Below are 19,483 nucleotides of genomic sequence, written 5' to 3' on the forward strand. Positions count from 1 at the left end.
TCCGGCGAGCGTCGACTTGCTGAGGTGAAATAGGGCATTCCGGCGCAAGAAGTCGACGTTCGGCCGAGTTGAGTCGCCCGGGATCAGAACTCGGCGACGGAATGCTCGAGTAGCTCGGCCAGTCGGGCCTGGGCCTCCGCCCGCCGCGTCGGAATGTGTGCGGACGGGAATGGCGTTGCGACGGGCTCATATTCGCGCAGCGTCCGGCGGGCGACCGTCATCTTGTGCAGTTCGGTGGCACCGTCGGCGATGCCGAGCGACTCGGCGGCCACCATCATCTTGACGAACGGCATTTCGTCGGAGACGCCGAGCGCCCCGTGCAGGTGCATGGCCCGCTGCACGACGTCATGCAGCACCTGGGGCATGGCGACCTTCACGGCCGCGATGTCCCGGCGCACCTTCTGGTAGTCATGGTGCTTGTCGATCAGCCACGCGGTGCGCAAAACCAGCAGCCGGAACTGTTCGATCTGGATCCAGCTGTCGGCGATCTTCTCCTGGGTCATCTGGAAATCGGAGAGCCGCCCGTGCCGCGTCTTGCGCGACACCGCGCGCTCGCACATCATGTCAAACGCACTGCGCGCTAACGCAATCGTCCGCATGGCGTGGTGGATTCGGCCGCCGCCGAGCCGCGTTTGCGCGATCATGAACGCCTGACCCTCACCGCCCAGCACGTGATCGGCCGGGACGCGGACATCGGTGTAGCGGACATAGCCGTGGCTGGCCGACGATGCCGACCTTTCCAATCCCACGCCGACGTTGCGGACGATCTCGATGCCCGGTGTCTCGGCCGGAACGATGAACAACGACATCTTGTCGTAGGTGCGCGACTCGGGGTTGGTGACCGCCATGACGATGAAGAACGACGCGTGCTTGGCGTTGGTGGAGAACCACTTTTCACCGTTGATCAACCAATAGTCGCCGTCCCGGGTCGCGGCGGTGACGAACTGTCCCGGGTCGGAACCGCCCTGCGGTTCGGTCATCGAATAGCACGAGGTGATTTCGCCGTCGAGCAGCGGCTGCAGGTAACGGGCCTTCTGTTGGTCGGTGCCGAACATCGCGAGAATCTCCGCGTTGCCCGAATCCGGCGCCTGGCAGCCGAACACCGACGGCGCCCAACGGGAACGGCCGAGAATCTCGTTGAGCAGGGCGAGCTTGACCTGCCCGAAGCCCTGCCCACCCAGCTCGGGCCGTAGGTGCGCCGCCCATAGCCCCTGATCCTTGACCTGCTGCTGCAACGGCCGCAGGATGGCCATCATCTCGGCGTTCTTCTTGTCATAGGGGTCGAGGGCGACCAGATCGAGCGGTTCCAGCTCGTCCGCCATGAACTTTTCGACCCAGTCGAGCTTTGCCTGATATTCCGGGTCTGTTTCGAAATCCCACACGGTGGCCACCCGTTCCCCGGCGCAGCGTCGCACCGGATTCGTCGATGAAGCGACACCATCGTAAACGGCGCCGACGGAAGATCAGTCGTCGCCGCGGGTGTCGATGACGCGCTGGGCGATGTCGATGAGCTTGGTCTGGCTTTCCTGGGAAAGCCGGCGCAGCAAGTCGAACGCGCGCAGTTCGTCCACCCCGTAGCGCTCCATGATGATGCCTTTCGCCTGCCCGATGCGATCTCGCGTCGAAAGAGCCGACTGCATCTGCTGCTCGTGCCGGCTCGCCATGATCGCCGAGGCGGCGTGCGCGGCGAGGACGGATCCGATGGTCTCGGCTTCGGTGTCCCACGCGCCTGGCCGGAAACTGAACAGGTTCAGCGCCCCGGCCGTGCGTTCGGCCGTGTAAAGCTTGAACGAAAGGCTGCTCAGCACACCGTGTTCCACGGCCGCGGGTGCGTATTTCGGCCAGCGTGGTTCGTCGCGCAGGTCGTCGGTGCGCACGATCGTCTGTTTCAGGGCGGCGTCGTGACAGGGGCCCTCGTTGTAATCGTGCTGCAGCTTGTCGAGTTTCGCCACCAGGCTGTCGGTGTCGGCGAGCGACTCGAAGTCACCGCCCCCTTTCAACAGCAATACCCCCGCGATGTCCGCGGCCCCTATCAGCTCCACCGCGGCGGCGGTCACGTCGGTGAGAACTTGGCCGAGCGAGCGCGGCGCAGCGATTTCGCGGGAAAGCTCGGCCATGCGCATGGCCAGCTCGTGCGAGGAACTCGAGTCCGATAACGCCATAAGACCGGATTGTCCACGATGTGCCCGGGCGCGTCATCCGCGCACCCCTCGGCGGTGTGCGGCCGCCGAGTTGCTGTCGCCGCCGTTTGGCTACCGAAGCCGGGGGTATCCGGCGAGACCAGAACCTTCTCGACAATCCTAGGGAGACCAAGTGTTCGTTCACAACAAAGATCTTCAATTCGAGGTCCGGGTCAGAGAGCCCGATCCACGGTTTGCGACGCTGCTCCAGGAGCAGTTCGGTGGCGCCAATGGTGAACTCAAGGCCGCCATGCAGTACTTCACCCAGGCTTTCGTCCTGCGCGGGAAGAACCCCAAGCTGTACGACCTGTTCATGGACATCGCCACCGAGGAACTCAGCCACCTCGAGATGGTCGGCTCGATGATCACGATGTTGCTGGACGGCCTCAACGACAACCTGAAGATTGCCAACGAGAAGTGCGACTGGATGCCCGCGGTGGCGAGCGGAGACGGCCGCGACCAGATCATTCATCAAGTTGCCGTCAACCCGCTGTATCTGGCGCTGAACGGAGGGAGCCCGGATGTGAGCAACTCCCAGGGCGTGCCCTGGATGGGCTCCTACGTCAACGCCAACGGTGACCCCACAGTGGATCTGCGCAGCAACCTGGCCGCCGAGTCCCGCGCAAAAATGGTCTACGAGTACCTCAAGCAGTACACCGACGATCCCGGTGTACAAGACACCCTCACCTTTCTGATGACGCGGGAAGTGACGCACTACCAGCAGTTCACCGCGGCGCTCAACGAGCTTCCGGTCAACTTTCCGCCCGGACAGTTGCCGGGCGACCCGCGCTTCCAGAACGTGGCGTTCAACATGTCCAACGGCGGCGGCGAATCGGTCCGTGGCCCGTGGAACCAGGGTCAGGGGCCGTGGCCCGAGGGCATGGAGTGGGAGTACGTCGAGAAGCCCGAACAGCAGTGGCTCGGCGGCACCACGCGCCAGAACCAGGGTGCGCAGCAGAACCCGCAGGGCTCGCCCGCCATCAAGGCCGAGAAGCCCTTCACACACGAACAACACGTTCCGACAAGTTAATTGCTTGAGACGAGGGCCGGGCGCTGACGATTCAGCGCCCGGCCCTCGAGTCTGCCTTACTTGACTTGCGGGTCCGGCGGGTTGTCCTCGGCGCGACCGGTGAACGCGTCGCGCACGTGGTCGACGACCGCCGCCCCCATTCCCACCGTCTTGAGCACCGCCGGGTTGGGCGGGGTGCCGGGGTGGGGCCGGGTGGGCGCGATTTTCTTTGCCTGTTCCAGCTTTTCGCCGATCTTCTCCAGCTCCTCGCGGCTGATCGCCAATTCGACCTGCGGCCACACCACGTCCTGCTCGTACGCGATGTGCTCACGGCCCGCGCGGACGAACTCCTGCAGCGCTTCGTGGTAGTCCGGATCGCCGGGCTTGCCGTCCTCCAGCCGCTGCAACAGCTGCTTGCCGGCCTGCTCCTGCTCGATGGCCTTGTCGACCAGTCCGTCACCGATTGCGTTGCGCACCGCCGGCCAGAAGAACTGTTCCTCAATGACCTCATGCTGTGATTCGGCGATGATGAGGTTGTTCACCATCGTCTCCAGGCCGCTCGCCTCGGCGCCAGAACCCGATGGTGCCCCATCGAGCGTCTCGAACAGACCGAGCACACTTTTGTGGTCTTGACGAAGAAAAGTAATTGCGTCCATGCCTTGCCTTCCAGTTGGGCTTGTCACTCGAAGTGGCCTGCGGATACCCAGGGCTATGGTGTTGAAACGGGCGCCCGAACCCGCAAGCTCCACCGTTTCGATTTATGCGGTCGGGGGTAGCTTTACGCGATGGCGGCTGACGGCATCACCAAGTCTGTCTTGGCGGCGTTCGCTGCCAACGCCGGAATCGCCGTCGCGAAACTCGCCGGCTACCTGGTCACCGGAAGTTCGGCCATGCTCGCCGAGTCGGTGCACTCACTTGCCGACACCATCAACGAAGTGTTGTTGATGGTGGGCAAGCATGCGGCGCTCAGGCGACCAGATGCCTTGCATCAGTTCGGGTATGGCCGAAGCCGCTACTTCTACTCGTTCGTCGTCGCCCTGCTGGTATTCGTCCTCGGGGCGGTAGCCGCCAGCTATGAGGGTTATCGCAAGATCACCCACCCCGAGCCGCTGACCGCACCGGGCGTTGCCATTGCGATCCTCGTCGTCGCCGCGGCCTTGGAAGCCTTGAGCCTGCGGACGGTGCGGACCCAGGCCAAGCGGCTGAAGGGTTCCGACAGCTGGTGGCAGTTCATCCGCAATTCCCGCATCCCGGAGCCACCCGTGGTGCTGTTGGAGGATAGCGCCGCACTAGTCGGTCTGGGCGTGGCGTTCGCGGGCGTGACGGCGACGGTCGTCACGGGAAACCCGTTGTGGGACGCGGTCAGTACGCTTGGCATCGGTGCGCTGCTGGCCGTGATCGCCGTGGTATTGATCATCGAGACGCACAGCATGTTGATCGGCGAGGGAGCAACCACCGACCAGTGCAAGAAGATTCGGTCCGCCCTGCAGCGGGCCGGGAACGTCGATTCCGTGGTTGACCTGCGCACCCAATACCTCGCCCCGGATCAGATGGTGGTGGTCGCCAAGGTCGTGTTCGGGCCCGACAGGCAGTTCGCCACCGCCGCCGAAGTTATCAGGAATGCCGAGGCGCGCATTCGTGACAGCGTGCCCGCGGTGCGGGTCGTCTACATTCAGCCCGAGGTCGAGCCCGGGACGACTTAATGCAACCTGGGCAGGACGTTGGTGCGGTAGAACTCGATGGCCGTCGACGGATTGCCTTGGGGGAAATGCAGAAACGGAACGGCGCCGGCGTCCAAGACCGCTTGCACCGCCTTGACGTGTGGGGCGGGATCGGTGCCGACCGTCCAGTTGGCCAGCACTTTGTCGATCGGGTTGGCCTGCGCGGCGCGCTGGATTTCGACCGGGTTCGGCTGGTCGACCGCGCCGGCGGTGAAGCGCCACAGGTCGGCGGCGGTGGTTGCCACGGCGTCGTCGCCGACGACCGCGAACAGCTCGGCCCGCTTGCCCAGGCCGGCCGGGTCGCGGCCGGCGGCCCGCGCGCCGGCGTTGAACGCGGCCACCAGTGTGGGGTTCGTGACGTCCCGGGCCTGACCGATCCAGCCGTCACCGTATCGACCGGCCAGTGTCGCGCTCTTGGGCCCGCTGGCCGCCACGAAGATCGGCGGGGGTGTGGGCGGTGTGTCGTAGATCTTCAGCGCGTTGGTCTGAAAGTAGCTTCCGGCGAACGAGATTCGCGATCCGCTCCACAACTGGCGGATCAGGCTGATCGCCTCGATCAGGCGATCGTGGCGCTCGGTGTACTTGCCGAACGCGTTGGTGGTCGCCTGCTCGTTGAGCCGTTCCCCGGTGCCGACCCCCAGGAACACCCGTCCGGGGCTGAGGACCGCCAGCGAGGCAAAGGCCTGTGCCACCACGGCCGGGTGATACCGATACGTGGGGCAGGTCACCCCGGTGCCGAACGAGATGCGGCTGGTGGCGTTGCCCACCAGCGCCAGGGTCAGCCACGGGAACATCGAATGGCCCTCGTTGTCCTGCCACGGCTGGATATGGTCGCTGGCCCAGACATATTGGAAGCCGGCCTGTTCGGCGGCCTGGGCTTGTGCAACCAACTGGTCGGTGCGGAATTGTTCATGCGAGAGCACCACACCCACTCCCTTGGCCGCGGGCGGCGGAGCGGCGGGTGTGGCGTGGTCGGTCCTTCCGCGACCGCAGCCGGCGGGAAGCCCGGCGGTGCCGAGCATGCCGGCACCGGCGGCCATCCGCCCGAATGCGCGACGCGAAACGCCGGTCACCGAAGTAACGTACCGCTACCCCGGCGATGACGCCGAAGGATAACGGCACCCGCTAACCTGACTCGGGTGACTCCCCAGGCGCATCCTGCGCGCAAGGCCGATGTCCGCGAACTGTCGCGCACCCTGGCCCGGGCCTTCTACGACGACCCGGTGATGACCTGGCTGCTGCCCGACGCGAGGGCCCGGACGGCGAACTTGTACCGGTTGTTCGCGACGATGACACGCCACCATCATCTGGGCTGCGGCGGCGTCGAGGTGGCCCCCGGCGGCCCCGGCATCGGGGCGGCGGCGCTCTGGGACCCGCCGAATCAGTGGCGCGAGACGCGCCTGGGTGAGCTGTTGATGACGCCGACCTTTCTGCGCGTGTTCGGACTGAAGGCGACGAGGGCACGCGGCGTGCAGGAGTTGATGAAGCGCGCGCATCCCGAAGAGCCACACTGGTATCTCGCCGCGATCGGGAGTGACCCTTCGGTCCGCGGGCAGGGCTTCGGCCAGGCGCTGATGCGGTCACGGCTGGAGCGCTGCGACGCCGAATACTGTCCGGCCTATCTCGAATCGAGCAAGCCCGAGAATGTGCCGTACTACGAACGTTTCGGTTTCACCGTGACCCGCGAGCTCACGTTGCCCGAGGGCGGGCCGAGCATGTGGGCGATGTGGCGCACGCCGCGGTAGCGTTTAGCCCCCCGATCCGGCGGGCAACCGTCCTCGCATGAGCGAAAACCCCCAGGCCGAGGTGGACCCGGCCGACTTTCCCGAGGAGGGCGGGCCCGGTGACACCCTGAACCCGAGCGAAGGCACCGACTCCGACGAGCTCCACAACGACGACGGCGACATCGTCGTCGACCCACCCGAGGGCTGGAGCGAAGCGAACCGGTTCGGCATGACGGCGCGGGAAGAGCGCGAGGGCGAATCCCTGGACGCCCGGCTCGCCGAGGAGGAGCCTGACATATCGCCCGACACCCCGGACGCGAGCGTGCCGGCCGACGGTCCGCCCGGGCGCGCTCATAGGGGCCAGATCGACGGAGTGCCCGAAGACGGCCAGTCGCTGTACGAGGTAGTCGACGAGAACGCCGCGCCCGACTTTACGCAGACGACGGAGTGATGCGGCCAGTGTTCGACTGTTCACTGCGGGTACGGGTCGCTAGGGCGTGCTCTTCCAGCCGGCAATGCCGATGGCGATCATCCGCAACTGCTTGACGGCGATCCGCCGGATGTCTTCCAAAGCCTCGGCGCTTTGCGCGTCCTCGATGGCCTCCGCGATGACGATCATCGCGTTGACGAACAGGGTCGCCAGTACGTTGAGATCTTCGGTTGTCCACTCGTGCAGCCGCGGAAAGCGCGCCAGGTCGGTGGCCAGTTCGGAGGTGATCAGCCGGATCTCGGTGCGGATGGCGTAACGCAGCACGCTCAGCCCGCTGTTGCGTTCGCGTGCGATGAATCGCCAATGTTCCCGCCGCTGCGCGACACTGGCGACCAGGATTTCGACGGACGATTCGATCACCCGGTTCGGATCGAGCTTGCCGGCGCGCGCCTCACGCAGGGTGTCGCGCAGGCTTCGGAACGACTCGTCGATCAAGACCAGCCCGAGGGCCTCCATCGAGTCGAAATGACGGTAGAACGCCGCCGGCACGATCCCCACCTCACGGGTCACCTCGCGCAGGCTCAGGCTGGAAAAGCTACGGTCCTGCAGCAGCTTGAGCGCCGCGGCGATGATGGCGCGACGGGTGGCCTCCTTGCGCTCCTCGCGCGATCGGCTTTCGCGTGTGCGCTCGCGACCAGAACTGCGCACCCGTGAGCTAGGAGTACGGCTGTTCACTATGTGAACCCTACCACAGAGCTGCAGTAAACCCTTGACTGACCGGGTGGTGCGCCCGCACGGTGTACATATGTTCACTCAAACCGCTCAGACTTCTGGTCGGGCCCTCGCTCGGACTTTGCGGAAGCGAGTCTTGGGTTCCGACCTGCTCGACCTGCTCACCGGTCCGCACGGCGTAGACCGTTACACCGAGCTGGTGGCGCCGACCTGGACGCTGGGGGAGGCCCGCGCCAAGGTGATCGACGTGCGCCGCACAACCGTCCGCAGCGTCACCCTCACCCTCGCCCCGAACGAGAGCTTCACGTCCGCCTGGACCGTCAAAGCCGGCCAATACGTCAACCTCAGCGTCGAGGTCGACGGCCGGCGGCACACCCGCTGCTATTCGCCGGCCAACGCCGAAGGGGCCGCCCACCTCGAGGTGACGATCGGTCGGCACGATGGCGGGCTGGTCTCCAACTACCTGTACGAGCACGCCCGCCGCGGCATGGTGGTCGGTCTGGCGGGCGTCGGCGGCGACTTCGTGTTGCCGGCGGTGCGGCCGCGGCGGACCCTGTTCGTTTCCGGTGGAAGCGGCATCACACCGGTGATGGCGATGCTGCGGACCCTGGTCGTCGAGAATCACCCGGGCGAGATCGCGTTCATCCACTACGCCCGCACCGCGGCCGAGGCCTGCTACCGCGACGAGCTGGCGACGCTGCCCGGAGTCCGCGTCCTGCACGGCTACACCCGATCCGACGGCGGCGATCTCGCCGGCCGATTCGACGCCGCGCATCTGGCCGCCGCGATGCCAGCACCCGACGCGGTGTTCGTCTGCGGGCCAACACCTTTGGTCGATGCCGTGCGACACCACTGCGACAACGTCCACAGCGAGAGCTTCGTGCCACCGTCGTTCGAGGCGCCGGCCAATCCCTCGGGCGGACGGGTCAGCTTCTCCGACAGCGGGGTCGATGTCGTCGACGACGGACGCTCCCTGCTGGAACAGGCGGAATCGGCCGGCCTGGCACCCGACAACGGCTGCCGGATGGGTATCTGCCACACCTGCACCCGGCGAAAGACCGCCGGAACGGTGCGCAACCTCGTCACCGGCGCGGTCTCGACCGTTCCGGACGAGGACGTGCAGATCTGCGTGTCCGTCCCGGTCGGCGACGTCGACCTAACGCTGTAGCGCCACCAACTTCTGGAGGAAAACCCATGACACAGAACAAGATCACCCTGACCCCCGAACAGGCCGACGCATTCGGCCGCGAGCTGGACGCCATCAGGGAGCGCGTGATGGCCAGCCTGGGCGCGCAGGACGCCGACTACATCCGCCGCGTCATCAAGGTTCAGCGCGCGCTCGAAGTCGGCGGCCGCGCGTTGCTCTTCCTGCCGCCCGCCTGGCTGCTCGGCACCGCGATGCTGGGCGTCTCGAAGATCCTGGACAACATGGAGATCGGGCACAACGTCATGCACGGTCAATACGACTGGATGCGCGACCCGACCGTCTCGGGCCGGTCCTTCGAGTGGGACACCGCGTGCCCGGCCGATCAATGGCGCCACTCACACAACTACATGCACCACACCCACACCAACATCGTGGGGATGGACCGCGACATCGGTTACGGCATCCTGCGGATGAGCGAGGACCAGCGCTGGGAGCCCTACTTTCTCGGTAACCCGCTCTACGCCTTCTTGCTGATGGCGTTGTTCCAGTACGGCGTCGCACTGCACGAATTGGAGACCGAACGCATCCGCGCCGGCGAGATCGAACTCGCCGAAAAGCGCGAGGTGCTGCGCGCCATCTGGAAGAAGACGCGCAGGCAAACCCTCAAGGACTACGTGGCCTTCCCGCTGCTGGCCGGGCCGTTCGCGCCGTTCGTCTTCGCGGGCAACCTCTCGGCCAACCTGATGCGCAACGTGTGGTCGTACATGATCATCTTCTGCGGCCACTTCCCGGACGGTACGCAGGAGTTCACCGTCGAGGAGACCAAGGACGAGTCCCGCGGCATGTGGTACTTCCGCCAGGTACTCGGTTCGGCAAACCTCACCGGCGGCAAGCTCTTTCACCTGCTTTCGGGCAACCTCTCCCACCAGATCGAGCACCATCTGTTCCCGGACATGCCGGCGCGTCGCTACGCCGAGGTCGCGCCCGAGGTGCAGGCGATCTGCGAACGCTACGGCGTCCCCTACAACCGCGGGCCGCTGCTGCGGCAGTTTGGCACCGTCGTCCGCAAGATCGTCCGGCTGACCTTCCCGGACTCCGTGCTGCGGAAGGCCACCGCCGGCCGGTCCGCCGATCCGGTGCCCGCGGCCGCCTGAGCCCGCGCCACGTCCGCCGACTGTGCGGTCTACGCACGAATGCAACGCGGTTCGCGTACTTAGGCCACACGCTCGGCGGGCTAGGTGATGGCGGTCGGCGCCTGCGAGACCTTCACCAGTTCCACCTCCGGCCGGGCCGGTACACCGTCGGCCAGGAACCACCGGAAGGCGAGGTTGCCACGCGGATAGCCCAGCGTGGTAAGCGAATTCGGGTGGGCGGTCAGCCCGCGGGACAAGATGATGGTCACCGAGCCGTCGCTGTTGAGTGCGGCGCTGTGGCCGTTGATCGAGCAGCGGGCGTCGGCTGCGCCGAAGGTGGCCATGAATTGGTTCCACACCACCAGGTTCCAGAACCTGCATGGGGGAGGCCGGTGCGTGACCACCAGCGCTTCGTCGTCGTCGAGCACGAAGCTGCCGTAGGAGTAGCAGGCATCGCGCGCCGACCACCCGAAGTTGGCGTCGGGCACCCGATAGGGGTCGGCGAACGCGTTCGCGGCGTGTGCGGTTTCGTGCCCCAACGCATGTTGGTCGTCCACGCGCGTCCCGACGGCCAGCGGCACGATGGCAAACATGGTGCGCAGCCAGGTCGCGATCGCGCGCAGGCTCGCGGCCGTCTCGGCGTCGCCGTGCCGGATTGGGTCCGGCTCGTCGAGCGCCTCGATGTGCCAGACGACTGGGCGGCCGGTCAGCGGGTCGGCTTGATAGTCGCGGGTCATCAGCACGGCCGCGTCGGGCGTGGGGCCGAGTTCGAAGGCGAAGTTGCCGTCGGCGTCGATGTCGAGATCGCTGTCGCGGACGATCGCGACGACGCGGTCCGACCAGGCGCCCGGTGACGGCTCGTTGTAGGCGGTCACCGAAAAGTACACGCTGTCACCCCTGTTGCCGCTGATCCGGTAACGGCGGGCCGGATCCACCGGGCACATGAAGTAGTAGGCGTCGGTGTTGTCGCCGCCCCACCGGCGGTCCCGGCGAAACGGTGTGTTCACGGCGACGAACTGGGGCCGGCCGGGCTCGGGGAAGAGGTAGGTGTCGAACGCGACGCCGAGCGTGCTGGCGAGCATGCGGTAGCCGTCGGCGATCTGGCGGTCGTCGGTCACCGCCCGGTCGCCCTGTAGGAAGGACCGGTCAAGGGTGCCCAGGGTGCCGAGCAATTCCTGCCACGCGGCCGTCGATTCGTGCGTCATGCGCTGATTCCCTTCAGGAGCAAGGTGGTGGTGCGGTCGACCCACGCGTCGTCGAGTTCGGTGACGCGGGTGAGTAAGCCCATCAGGGTGATGCCGGCGATGGCGTCGGTGAGCTCGGTGGCGCTCACGTCGGGCCGGACCTCGCCGCGGCGCGCGGCCCGCGCCAGCAATTCGGTCAGGCCGCCGCCGATGACGCCGGCGAACCGCTCCAGCAGCGCCGAGTGCAGGGTCGGGTCCGCGGCCATCTCGCCCACGAGCCCGGGCAGGGCCGCCCTGGCGGCCGGCGTCGTCAGGAAAGCCATTGAGCGACGGACCATTTCGCGTAGGTCCTCGGGCAGGGACCCGGTATCGGGGAGCTCGGTCGCGGCCCCGATGGGGAACACCGCCTCGTGCACCAGGTGCGCTTTGCTCGGCCAGCGCCGGTAGATGGCGGGCTTGCTCGTGCCGGCGCGTTCGGCGATGGCGGAGACCAATAGCCCGGCGTAGCCGGTCTCGGCGAGCAGGTCGACGGTCGCGCTCAGCACAGCGCCGTCGATGCGGGGATCACGGGGGCGGCCAAAATCGACTACCATTACGAAACCGAAAGTAACATAAGTCGGCGTGACCGACGCCGTTCGCCTTGACGACCTCGCCCAGCCCCGATTCAGCCCCGAGGCCCAGCAAATCCTCGACATGATGGCCACGCTGGCGCCCGACTGTCCGCTGGATGCCGACGCGCTGCATGCCAGGGCCACCGCCGACACCGGGCTGGACGATTTCGGCGCGGACGACTATCGGGAGCGGCTCGACGTCTACCTCGCCGCGCTGCGTGACATCGACGGCCGCCACGACGCCGGGATGGTCAACTTCTACGGCCAGTTGGTGCAGCTGCTCAAGAACCGGCTGCTGTTCACCGATCTCCTGAACAGGCATCCCGAGATCGACGACATCGAGCTGCAACCGCCGGTGGTGATCGCCGGCCTACCCCGCACCGGCACCACCCACCTGCACAACCTGCTGGCGGCCCCGCCCACCTTTCGCACCATGCCGTATTGGGAAAGCGTGGAACCGTTCCCGCTACCGGCCGAGGCCGGGGTCGAGCCGGATCCGCGGCGGGCGCGGATGGACGTCGCGGTCGGGGTGATCAACACCGTGATGCCGCATTTCCCGCTGATGCACGAGATGACCACCGAGCACGTCCACGAAGAGATCCAACTGCTCGCCAACGACTTCTCGACCATGCTGTTCGAGACGCTGGCCGACGTGCCGCGCTGGCGTGACTACTACCAGGCCCACGACCAGACCCCGCACTATGAATACCTCGCGCGCCAGCTCAAGGCCATGCAGTTTCTGCGCGGCGGCCGGCGCTGGCTGCTCAAGTCACCCCAGCACCTCGAGCAGGTGCCGGTCCTCGATCGCGTATTCCCCGGCAGCATAGTCGTTTTCACGCACCGGGATCCCGTGCCGGTCGCGCTGTCGATGATCGCGATGATCGCCTACTCCGCGCGCATGCACCGCTCGCCGGTTCCGGTGGAGCAGATCGCGGCATCGTGGATCGAACGCCTGGACGACATGCTCTCCGCGCTCGTCCGCGACCGCGACACCATCGGTCCCGAACGTTCGATCGACGTCCGGTTCGACGACTTCATGGCCGACGAAATCGGCGTCGCCGAACGGGTCTACGCCCTGGCCGGCGAGTCGTTCGGCGACGATGCCCGGGCGGCGATCGACGAGTACCTGGCGGCCCACCGGCGTGGCCGGCTGGGAAGCGTCGCGACGTCCTGCGAGATGTTCGGGCTGGACGAAGCTGATCTGCGGAGCCGCTTCGCGCCCTATGTCGAGCGGTTTCTGGCCTAACCCGCAGCAGGCCGCTACCTTCTCCATTCATGGTCACTATGCCGGCGCTGGACGGGGTTGAACACAGGTACGTGGAGCTGGGAAGCGGCGTGACGATCCACGTCGCGGACGCCGGTCCCGCCGAGGGGCCCGCGGTGATGCTGGTGCACGGTTTCCCCGAGAACTGGTGGGAATGGCGCGAGCTGATCGGCCCGCTGGCCGCCGACGGCTATCGGGTGCTGTGCCCGGACCTGCGCGGTGCGGGCTGGAGTTCGGCTCCGCGCTCGAGCTACACCAAGGCCGAGATGGCCGAGGACCTGGCCGCCGTGCTGGATCGCCTCGGTGTGGCGACGGTCAGGCTCGTCGCCCACGACTGGGGCGGGCCGGTGGCGTTCATCATGATGCTGCGTCACCCCGAGAAGGTGACTGGGTTCTTCGGGGTGAACACCGTGGCGCCCTGGGTGAAGCGCAGTCTGTCGACGGTGAGCAACATCTGGCGGTTCTGGTATCAGGTCCCGATATCGCTGCCGGTCGTCGGGCCGCGGATCATCAGCAATCCCAACTCCCGCTTCGTTCGCCTGCTGACGTCCTGGGTGGGCGGCGGCTTCGCCCCACCCGATGAGGACATCCAGCTCTACATCGAGTGCATGCGCCAGCCCGGCCACGCGGAGGCCGGCTCGCGGTGGTATCGCAGCTTTCAGACCGGCGAGATGCTGCGCTGGATGCGCGGCGAGTACGACGACGCTCGGGTCAACGTCCCCGTCCGATGGTTGACGGGCACCGACGACCCGGTGATCACGGCGGACTTGACCGATGGATATGCCGACCACATAAGCGATTTCGAGGTGGAGCTGGTCGACGGCGTCGGGCACTGGATCGTCGAACAGCGGCCGGAGCTGGTGCTCGACCGCGTGCGGGCGTTCCTCCGCATCGAAACATAAACCGTTGCGCGCCGTTTCGGCGCAACCGGTTATGTGTCGCGGGAAGCCGGCGTGGTCAGCGACCGTGCCGTGGGTTAGTCGACGCCGATGGTGACTTCCGTGGACTTGATGAACACGGTCGCGGGCTGGCCGACCTTGAGGCCAAGGTCGGTCGCGGCGTCCTTGGTAACGGAGGACGTGACGATCTGCTCGCCGCCGTCGAGCTTGACCTTCACGATCGCCATCACGGTGCCGAGGTCGACCTCGGTGATGGTCCCCTTGAGCTGGTTTCGGGTCGATAGCCGCATCGCAAGGTCCTCCATCTGGTTGAGGGGTGTGCGATGAGCCTAGTGTCGCGGGCCGAGCAGGGCTATGGATGCGTCGACGGCCGGCTCGACGATGCCCCGCACCGGTTTTCCGTCTTCGACGGCGAGGGCGGTGAGTTCGCGCAGGCCGCCCAGCAGGATGACCGCCAACGGGGCGGTCAGCGGAGGCAGCTGGGCCCGCCGGAAGCCGGGGCTGGCGCTGAGGTCGATCAGCAGGCTGGACAGCAACTGCAGGCCGCGGCGCTGCACCGGGCGGGCGGCGGCGCCGAGCGACGGGAGTTCTCGAATCCAGCTCAGCGTGATGGCCGGCCGGGACTCGATGTGGCTGACGTACGCCTCGACCGCCTGACGAATCTGTTGATGCCAATCCGCCTCGGGCTCGACGGCAGCCGCGATGGATTCGCCGAGTTTTTCGATGTCGGACCCCAGAAGCTCCAGGAAGCACTCCTCCTTGCTCGCGAACTCGCCGTAGAAGGTGCGCTTGGAGGTGCGGGCATTGCGGACGATGTCGGCGACGGTGCTGGCGCGGTAACCCCGCTCGGCGATCGAGGTGGCGAGGCCGTCGAGCAACCTGAGCCGGAACCGGTCGCCGAGAACCGCTTCGTCAGCCGTTGCTGTCGCCGCTGGAGTCACGGCCGGCGCCCCTTTCGTTGGTACGGCACCCTTGTCACGCCTGGTACTGCAGAGTACCGTATCGGTTTAGGTTTTGGTACACCGCGGTACCACCCCGTTACTCGGGGCAGACTATGGGGAGTAGCCCGCCATGAGTGAAGTCGTCACCGCCCCATCGGGAACCGCCGCCGTCAGGCTGCCCCCCGCCGCGCGCCTACCAAAGGTGTTGCAGGGTCTGGGTTTTGCGGTGTCGCGGCGCGGCATGATCCACCGGCTGGCCCGTCGTTACGGCGACGTGTTCACGCTGAACCTGCCGATGTATGGGCGGGTCGTGGTGGTCGGCGACCCGGCGCTGGCCAAGCAGATCTTCACCACCGGCCCCGACGAGCTCGGCAACATTCAGCCCAACCTGAGCCGGCTGTTCGGCTCCGGCTCGGTGTTCGCCCTCGACGGGGAGGACCACCGCCGCCGGCGGCGACTGTTGGCGCCGCCGTTCCACGGCAAGAGCATGAAGAAGTACGAGGCGATCATCGAAGAAGAGACCTCGCGGGAGACCGCCGCCTGGCCGGAGGGCCAGGCGTTCCCGACGCTTCCGTCGATGATGCGCATCACGCTCAACGCCATCCTGCGCGCCGTCTTCGGGGCCGAAGGCGCCGAACTCGACGAGTTGCGCCGCCTCATCCCGCCGTGGGTCACGCTGGGCTCGCGGATGGCGACCATGCCCAAGCCGCGACGCAATTACGGTCGATACACGCCATGGGGCCGCCTGGACGAGTGGCGCCGCCAGTACGACGTCGTCATCGACCGGCTGATCGAAGCCGAGCGGGCCGATCCGCATTTCGATGAGCGCACCGACGTGCTCGCGCTGATGCTGCGCAGCACCTACGAAGACGGCACGGCCATGTCGCGCAAGGACATTGGCGACGAATTGCTCACCCTGCTGGCCGCCGGCCACGAAACAACGGCCTCGACGCTGGCCTGGGCGTTCGAGCGGCTGACGCGGCACCCGGATGTGCTGGCGGCCCTGGTCGAGGAGGCCGACAACGCGGGCCAGGAGCTGCGCCAGGCAACCATCCTGGAAGTCCAGCGGGCCCGAACAGTGATCGATTTCGCCGCGCGGCGCGTCTATTTGCCGCGTTACCAACTCGGGGAGTGGGTCATTCCCCGCGGCGAGTCAATCCTGGTGAGCATCGCGCAGATTCACGAAAATCCCGACGTGTTCCCCGATCCGGAGCGCTTCGACCCGCAGCGGTACGTCGGGACCAAGCCGTCGGCCTTTGCGTGGATCCCGTTCGGTGGCGGCACCCGTCGCTGCGTGGGGGCCGCGTTCGCCAACATGGAGATGGACGTCGTGCTGCGAACCGTGTTGCGCGACTTCATCATTGACACTACGACGGCGCCGGGGGAACGCTGGCACGGCCGGGGCGTTGCCTACACGCCCAAAGATGGCGGCCGGATCGTGGTGCACCGGCGCTGAACCGGGCCTGCCTACCGGTCCGCGGTCGCCCGGCGCGGCAGTTTCCAGCCCGGGCGGATGTAGTGGCAGGTGTACCCGTTCGGGTAGCGCTGCAGGTAGTCCTGGTGCTCGGGCTCGGCCTCCCAGAAGTCTCCGGCGGGGCTGACCTCGGTCACGACCTTGCCGGGCCACAACCCGGACGCCTCGACGTCGGCGATGGTGTCCAGCGCGATGCGCTTCTGCTCGTCGTCGAGGTAGAAGATGGCCGACCGGTAGCTGGGTCCGCGGTCGTTGCCCTGGCGGTCCTTCGTTGTCGGATCGTGGATCTGGAAGAAGAACTCCAGCATGGTGCGATAGTCGGTAACCGCTGGGTCATAGACGATCTCGACGGCCTCGGCGTGCGTGCCGTGATTGCGGTAGGTCGCGTTCGGGACGTCACCGCCGGTGTAACCGACGCGGGTCGAAACCACGCCCGGCTGCTTGCGGATCAGCTCCTGCATCCCCCAAAAACAGCCGCCGGCGAGTATCGCTTTCTGGGTTGCCATTGCTCGTCCTCCTAACCGGCCACGCTGCCGCCCAGGCTACACTCCGCCGATGAGCCGCAACGTCGCAACGATTTTCCGAAGTTCCGCAGCATGACGGCGCAAGAGTTCTCCCGCGGCGAGCTGTCCGCCGCGTTCGAGAAGTTCGAGGAGACGGTGGCCCGGGCCGCCGAGACCCGCGACTGGGATGCCTGGGTCGAGCAGTACACGCCCGACGTCGAGTACGTCGAGCATGCGGCAGGAACCATGCACGGCCGCGACGAGGTCCGCGAGTGGATCAGGCGCACGATGACGACGTACCCCGGCAGCCACATGGTGGCCTTCCCCTCGCTGTGGTCGGTCATCGACGAGCCCACCGGGCGGATCATCTGCGAGCTCGACAATCCCATGCGCGACCCGGGCGACGGGAGTGTGATCAGCGCGACCAACATCTCGATCGTCACGTACGCGGGCGACGGATTGTGGCGCCGTCAGGAGGACATCTACAACCCGCTGCGTTTCCTGTCGGCCGGCATGAAGTGGTGCCGCAAGGCCCAGGCGCTGGGAACGCTCGACGAAGACGCAGCGCGGTGGATGCAAGAGCACGGAGGGTCTCGGTGAGCATCAAACCCAAACTCGGCCCCAAGCTGGTTATAGGCGCCAACGGCTTTCTGGGCTCGCATGTCACCCGCCTGCTGGTGGCCGACGGTTTCCAGGTGCGGGCCATGGTGCGCCCGAACGCCAACACCCGCTCGATCGACGACCTCGAGCTGACCCGATTCCACGGCGACGTCTTCGACGACGCCACATTGCGTGCGGCGATGGACGGGGTGGACGACGTCTATTACTGCGTCGTCGACACTCGCGCCTGGCTGCGCGACCCGGCGCCGCTGTTTCGCACCAATGTCGAAGGCCTGCGCAACGTTCTCGACGTCGCCGTCGAGCAACCCGACCTGCGCAGGTTCATCTTCACGAGCACCTACGCCACGGTGGGCCGGCGACGCGGGCACGTGGCGACCGAGGAAGACGTGATCCGTTCCCGCGGGCTGACTCCCTACGTCCAATCCCGTGTGCAGGCCGAAGATCTGGTGATGCGGTACGTGGCCGAGGCCGGCCTGCCCGCCATCGCGATGTGCGTGTCGACGACCTACGGCAGCGGCGACTGGGGCGGCACCCCGCACGGTGCCTTCATCGCCGGCGCGGTGTTCGGCAAGCTGCCCTTCGGAATGAACGGCATTCGGCTGGAAGTGGTCGGCGTCGACGACGCGGCGCGGGCCATGATCCTGGCCGCCGAGCGCGGGCGCATCGGTGAGCGATACCTGGTCTCCGAGCGGATGATCGCGCTGAACGACGTCGTCCGCATCGCGGCCGACGAGGCCGGAGTCCCGCCGCCCAAGCGCGCGATCTCGGTGCCGATGCTCTACGCCCTTTCCGCGCTGGGCAGCCTGAAGGCCCGGCTCACCGGCAAAGACTCCGAACTCAGCCTGGCGTCGGTGCGGATGATGCGCGCCGAAGCCGACGTGGACAGCAGCAAGGCGAAGCGGGAATTGGGCTGGCAGCCGCGCCCGGTCGAGGAATCGATTCGCGAGGCGGCCCGGTTCTGGGCCGCCATGCGCACCCCGCGAAAGGCCAGCCCGGCCGCGCAGCCCGAGTAGGTGCCACCTTCCCGTGGACCGGATACGCGTCGATCTCGAGGGGCCGCCGCAGACGATGCTGGCGACGCTGTATGCCAAGGCGCTCGACGCTGACCTGCCAAACCCGATCCTGGGCGACCGTTATGCCAAGGAGGTCGTCCAGCGGATCGAGTACGACTGGACGAAGACCACCATCACCGCGCGCAAATCACCGTCGGTGACGACCCGCGCCGCGCACTTCGACATGTGGGCTCGCCAGTTCCTTGACGCGCATCCGAGCGCCGTCGTCCTGCATGTGGGGTGCGGACTGGACGGCCGGTACTTCAGGCTCCAGCCGGGCCCGCTGGTGGAGTGGTACGACGTCGACTACCCCGACGTCGCCGACCTGCGCACCCTGCTCTACCCCGCTGCCGAGCACTGCCACGTCGTCGCCGCGTCGGTGACCGATCCGGCCTGGCTGGCGCAGGTACCCGACGGCCGGCCCGCGCTGATGATCGCCGAGGGCCTGACCATGTATCTGAGCGAACGGGACGGCATTGCGCTGCTGCGACGGGTGGTTGATCGCTTCGACCGCGGCGAGTTGCAGTTCGACGCGTTCAACCGCATCGGCATCAAGTCTCAGTGGATGAACACGGTGGTGCGCCGGTCCGGATCGAAGTTGAGCTGGGGCATCGACGGGCCGGGCGAGATCCTCGCGGCGGTGCCCGGCACTCGGTTGCTTTCCTGGGTGAGGTGGTTTGAATCGGAGACCTTTGAGCGACTTCCGCGCCCCTACCACGTGATGGGCAGGGTTATGTCGCTGGTTCCGGCCATGGCCAACATGGCCCAATATCACCGCTACGCATTCGGACCGCCCTGACCGGGAAGTCTCGGGCGGCGGCCCGCGTTGAACATCATCGTTTGGAAGGCGGCTAGGAG

The 19,483-nt window shown here is 66.8% G+C and carries 22 protein-coding genes; 12 read left to right on the top strand and 10 right to left on the bottom strand.

The window, feature by feature from the left end; all coding sequences use genetic code 11:
* Positions 1-83 precede the first annotated feature (83 nt).
* A complete protein-coding gene (locus KXD96_RS04300; protein ID WP_260745204.1) occupies positions 84-1,382 on the bottom strand; it encodes an acyl-CoA dehydrogenase family protein in 1,299 nt (432 codons plus the stop codon).
* A gap of 81 nt (positions 1,383-1,463) precedes the next feature.
* Positions 1,464-2,162, bottom strand: coding sequence for a GAF and ANTAR domain-containing protein (locus tag KXD96_RS04305; RefSeq protein ID WP_260743132.1), 699 nt, complete (start codon positions 2,160-2,162; stop codon positions 1,464-1,466).
* A gap of 151 nt (positions 2,163-2,313) precedes the next feature.
* Between KXD96_RS04305 and KXD96_RS04310 the strand changes: the two genes are divergently transcribed.
* Positions 2,314-3,210, top strand: coding sequence for a manganese catalase family protein (locus KXD96_RS04310; RefSeq protein WP_260743133.1), 897 nt, complete (start codon positions 2,314-2,316; stop codon positions 3,208-3,210).
* A 56-nt stretch (positions 3,211-3,266) separates the two neighbouring features.
* On the opposite strand, the gene KXD96_RS04315 is transcribed toward KXD96_RS04310, so the two are convergent.
* Positions 3,267-3,845, bottom strand: coding sequence for a hemerythrin domain-containing protein (locus KXD96_RS04315; protein WP_260743134.1), 579 nt, complete (start codon positions 3,843-3,845; stop codon positions 3,267-3,269).
* 129 nt (positions 3,846-3,974) lie between these two features.
* Between KXD96_RS04315 and KXD96_RS04320 the strand changes: the two genes are divergently transcribed.
* Positions 3,975-4,892 carry a cation diffusion facilitator family transporter gene (locus tag KXD96_RS04320; RefSeq protein WP_260743135.1) on the top strand — a complete coding sequence of 306 codons (918 nt, stop codon included), beginning with the start codon at positions 3,975-3,977 and terminating at the stop codon, positions 4,890-4,892.
* Here KXD96_RS04320 and KXD96_RS04325 read toward each other — a convergent pair.
* Positions 4,889-5,983 carry a F420-dependent hydroxymycolic acid dehydrogenase gene (locus tag KXD96_RS04325; protein WP_260743137.1) on the bottom strand — a complete coding sequence of 365 codons (1,095 nt, stop codon included), beginning with the start codon at positions 5,981-5,983 and terminating at the stop codon, positions 4,889-4,891. The genes KXD96_RS04320 and KXD96_RS04325 overlap by 4 nt on opposite strands.
* Positions 5,984-6,049: 66 nt before the next feature.
* Between KXD96_RS04325 and KXD96_RS04330 the strand changes: the two genes are divergently transcribed.
* Positions 6,050-6,655: a GNAT family N-acetyltransferase gene (locus tag KXD96_RS04330; RefSeq protein ID WP_260743138.1), complete on the top strand. Its 606-nt coding sequence runs from the start codon at positions 6,050-6,052 to the stop codon at positions 6,653-6,655.
* Between the two features lie 37 nt (positions 6,656-6,692).
* A complete protein-coding gene (locus tag KXD96_RS04335) occupies positions 6,693-7,085 on the top strand; it encodes a hypothetical protein (RefSeq protein WP_260743139.1) in 393 nt (130 codons plus the stop codon).
* A 39-nt stretch (positions 7,086-7,124) separates the two neighbouring features.
* On the opposite strand, the gene KXD96_RS04340 is transcribed toward KXD96_RS04335, so the two are convergent.
* Positions 7,125-7,772 (bottom strand): TetR family transcriptional regulator, encoded by a 648-nt coding sequence (locus tag KXD96_RS04340; protein ID WP_260745205.1) that lies wholly within the window; start codon positions 7,770-7,772, stop codon positions 7,125-7,127.
* A gap of 97 nt (positions 7,773-7,869) precedes the next feature.
* Here KXD96_RS04340 and KXD96_RS04345 point away from each other — a divergent pair, with 97 nt between their 5' ends.
* Both KXD96_RS04345 and KXD96_RS04350 read left to right on the top strand, forming a co-directional pair.
* A complete protein-coding gene (locus KXD96_RS04345; RefSeq protein ID WP_260743141.1) occupies positions 7,870-8,964 on the top strand; it encodes a flavin reductase family protein in 1,095 nt (364 codons plus the stop codon).
* A gap of 26 nt (positions 8,965-8,990) precedes the next feature.
* Positions 8,991-10,097: an acyl-CoA desaturase gene (locus KXD96_RS04350; RefSeq protein WP_260743143.1), complete on the top strand. Its 1,107-nt coding sequence runs from the start codon at positions 8,991-8,993 to the stop codon at positions 10,095-10,097.
* Positions 10,098-10,177: 80 nt separating this feature from the next.
* Here the strand turns inward: KXD96_RS04350 and KXD96_RS04355 are convergent, their stop codons facing one another.
* Together KXD96_RS04355 and KXD96_RS04360 are read right to left on the bottom strand one after the other, a co-directional pair.
* The gene (locus KXD96_RS04355) at positions 10,178-11,281 is read right to left on the bottom strand and encodes a DUF1214 domain-containing protein (RefSeq protein WP_260743144.1); all 1,104 of its coding nucleotides are present in this window, start codon (positions 11,279-11,281) and stop codon (positions 10,178-10,180) included.
* Positions 11,278-11,853: a TetR/AcrR family transcriptional regulator gene (locus KXD96_RS04360; protein WP_260743146.1), complete on the bottom strand. Its 576-nt coding sequence runs from the start codon at positions 11,851-11,853 to the stop codon at positions 11,278-11,280. The genes KXD96_RS04355 and KXD96_RS04360 overlap by 4 nt, the downstream gene beginning before the upstream one ends.
* Before the next feature lie 28 nt (positions 11,854-11,881).
* Between KXD96_RS04360 and KXD96_RS04365 the strand changes: the two genes are divergently transcribed.
* Positions 11,882-13,117, top strand: a complete 1,236-nt coding sequence (locus tag KXD96_RS04365; RefSeq protein ID WP_260743147.1) for a sulfotransferase — start codon at positions 11,882-11,884, stop codon at positions 13,115-13,117.
* A 29-nt stretch (positions 13,118-13,146) separates the two neighbouring features.
* Positions 13,147-14,037, top strand: coding sequence for an alpha/beta fold hydrolase (locus KXD96_RS04370; protein ID WP_260743148.1), 891 nt, complete (start codon positions 13,147-13,149; stop codon positions 14,035-14,037).
* A 74-nt stretch (positions 14,038-14,111) separates the two neighbouring features.
* Here the strand turns inward: KXD96_RS04370 and KXD96_RS04375 are convergent, their stop codons facing one another.
* Together KXD96_RS04375 and KXD96_RS04380 are read right to left on the bottom strand one after the other, a co-directional pair.
* A complete protein-coding gene (locus KXD96_RS04375) occupies positions 14,112-14,324 on the bottom strand; it encodes a molybdopterin-binding protein (RefSeq protein WP_260743149.1) in 213 nt (70 codons plus the stop codon).
* 39 nt (positions 14,325-14,363) lie between these two features.
* Positions 14,364-14,975 (bottom strand): TetR/AcrR family transcriptional regulator, encoded by a 612-nt coding sequence (locus tag KXD96_RS04380; RefSeq protein ID WP_260743151.1) that lies wholly within the window; start codon positions 14,973-14,975, stop codon positions 14,364-14,366.
* Between the two features lie 130 nt (positions 14,976-15,105).
* On the opposite strand from KXD96_RS04380, the gene KXD96_RS04385 reads away from it, so the two are divergent.
* Entirely contained in the window at positions 15,106-16,431 is a 1,326-nt protein-coding gene (locus tag KXD96_RS04385) for a cytochrome P450 (RefSeq protein WP_260743153.1), read from the top strand.
* Positions 16,432-16,442: 11 nt separating this feature from the next.
* Here KXD96_RS04385 and msrA read toward each other — a convergent pair whose 3' ends face one another.
* A complete protein-coding gene (msrA, locus tag KXD96_RS04390; RefSeq protein ID WP_260743154.1) occupies positions 16,443-16,955 on the bottom strand; it encodes a peptide-methionine (S)-S-oxide reductase MsrA in 513 nt (170 codons plus the stop codon).
* A gap of 90 nt (positions 16,956-17,045) precedes the next feature.
* Here msrA and KXD96_RS04395 point away from each other — a divergent pair, with 90 nt between their 5' ends.
* Genes KXD96_RS04395 through KXD96_RS04405 form a run of 3 tightly spaced genes read left to right on the top strand, consistent with a single transcriptional unit; the run spans position 17,046 to position 19,424 of the window.
* Complete coding sequence (locus KXD96_RS04395; protein WP_260743156.1) at positions 17,046-17,552, top strand: nuclear transport factor 2 family protein; 507 nt, start codon at positions 17,046-17,048, stop codon at positions 17,550-17,552.
* A gap of 2 nt (positions 17,553-17,554) precedes the next feature.
* Positions 17,555-18,586 carry an NAD-dependent epimerase/dehydratase family protein gene (locus KXD96_RS04400; protein WP_260745206.1) on the top strand — a complete coding sequence of 344 codons (1,032 nt, stop codon included), beginning with the start codon at positions 17,555-17,557 and terminating at the stop codon, positions 18,584-18,586.
* Positions 18,587-18,608: 22 nt separating this feature from the next.
* Positions 18,609-19,424 (top strand): class I SAM-dependent methyltransferase, encoded by an 816-nt coding sequence (locus tag KXD96_RS04405; protein WP_260745207.1) that lies wholly within the window; start codon positions 18,609-18,611, stop codon positions 19,422-19,424.
* The last annotated feature ends 59 nt before the right edge of the window (positions 19,425-19,483 follow it).

It is taken from the genome of Mycobacterium sp. SMC-2 (assembly GCF_025263485.1).
GTDB lineage: Bacteria > Actinomycetota > Actinomycetes > Mycobacteriales > Mycobacteriaceae > Mycobacterium.

Excerpts from the sequence above, each read along its gene's own strand:
- KXD96_RS04360 (WP_260743146.1), bottom strand. The coding sequence starts at position 11,853 with ATGGTAGTCGATTTTGGCCGCCCCCGTGATCCCCGCATCGACGGCGCT.
- KXD96_RS04375 (WP_260743149.1), bottom strand. The coding sequence starts at position 14,324 with ATGCGGCTATCGACCCGAAACCAGCTCAAGGGGACCATCACCGAGGTC.
- KXD96_RS04315 (WP_260743134.1), bottom strand. The coding sequence starts at position 3,845 with ATGGACGCAATTACTTTTCTTCGTCAAGACCACAAAAGTGTGCTCGGT.
- KXD96_RS04385 (WP_260743153.1), top strand. The coding sequence starts at position 15,106 with ATGAGTGAAGTCGTCACCGCCCCATCGGGAACCGCCGCCGTCAGGCTG.
- KXD96_RS04305 (WP_260743132.1), bottom strand. The coding sequence starts at position 2,162 with ATGGCGTTATCGGACTCGAGTTCCTCGCACGAGCTGGCCATGCGCATG.
- KXD96_RS04370 (WP_260743148.1), top strand. The coding sequence starts at position 13,147 with ATGGTCACTATGCCGGCGCTGGACGGGGTTGAACACAGGTACGTGGAG.
- KXD96_RS04335 (WP_260743139.1), top strand. The coding sequence starts at position 6,693 with ATGAGCGAAAACCCCCAGGCCGAGGTGGACCCGGCCGACTTTCCCGAG.
- KXD96_RS04355 (WP_260743144.1), bottom strand. The coding sequence starts at position 11,281 with ATGACGCACGAATCGACGGCCGCGTGGCAGGAATTGCTCGGCACCCTG.
- KXD96_RS04320 (WP_260743135.1), top strand. The coding sequence starts at position 3,975 with ATGGCGGCTGACGGCATCACCAAGTCTGTCTTGGCGGCGTTCGCTGCC.
- KXD96_RS04345 (WP_260743141.1), top strand. The coding sequence starts at position 7,870 with ATGTTCACTCAAACCGCTCAGACTTCTGGTCGGGCCCTCGCTCGGACT.
- msrA (WP_260743154.1), bottom strand. The coding sequence starts at position 16,955 with ATGGCAACCCAGAAAGCGATACTCGCCGGCGGCTGTTTTTGGGGGATG.
- KXD96_RS04395 (WP_260743156.1), top strand. The coding sequence starts at position 17,046 with ATGACGGCGCAAGAGTTCTCCCGCGGCGAGCTGTCCGCCGCGTTCGAG.
- KXD96_RS04350 (WP_260743143.1), top strand. The coding sequence starts at position 8,991 with ATGACACAGAACAAGATCACCCTGACCCCCGAACAGGCCGACGCATTC.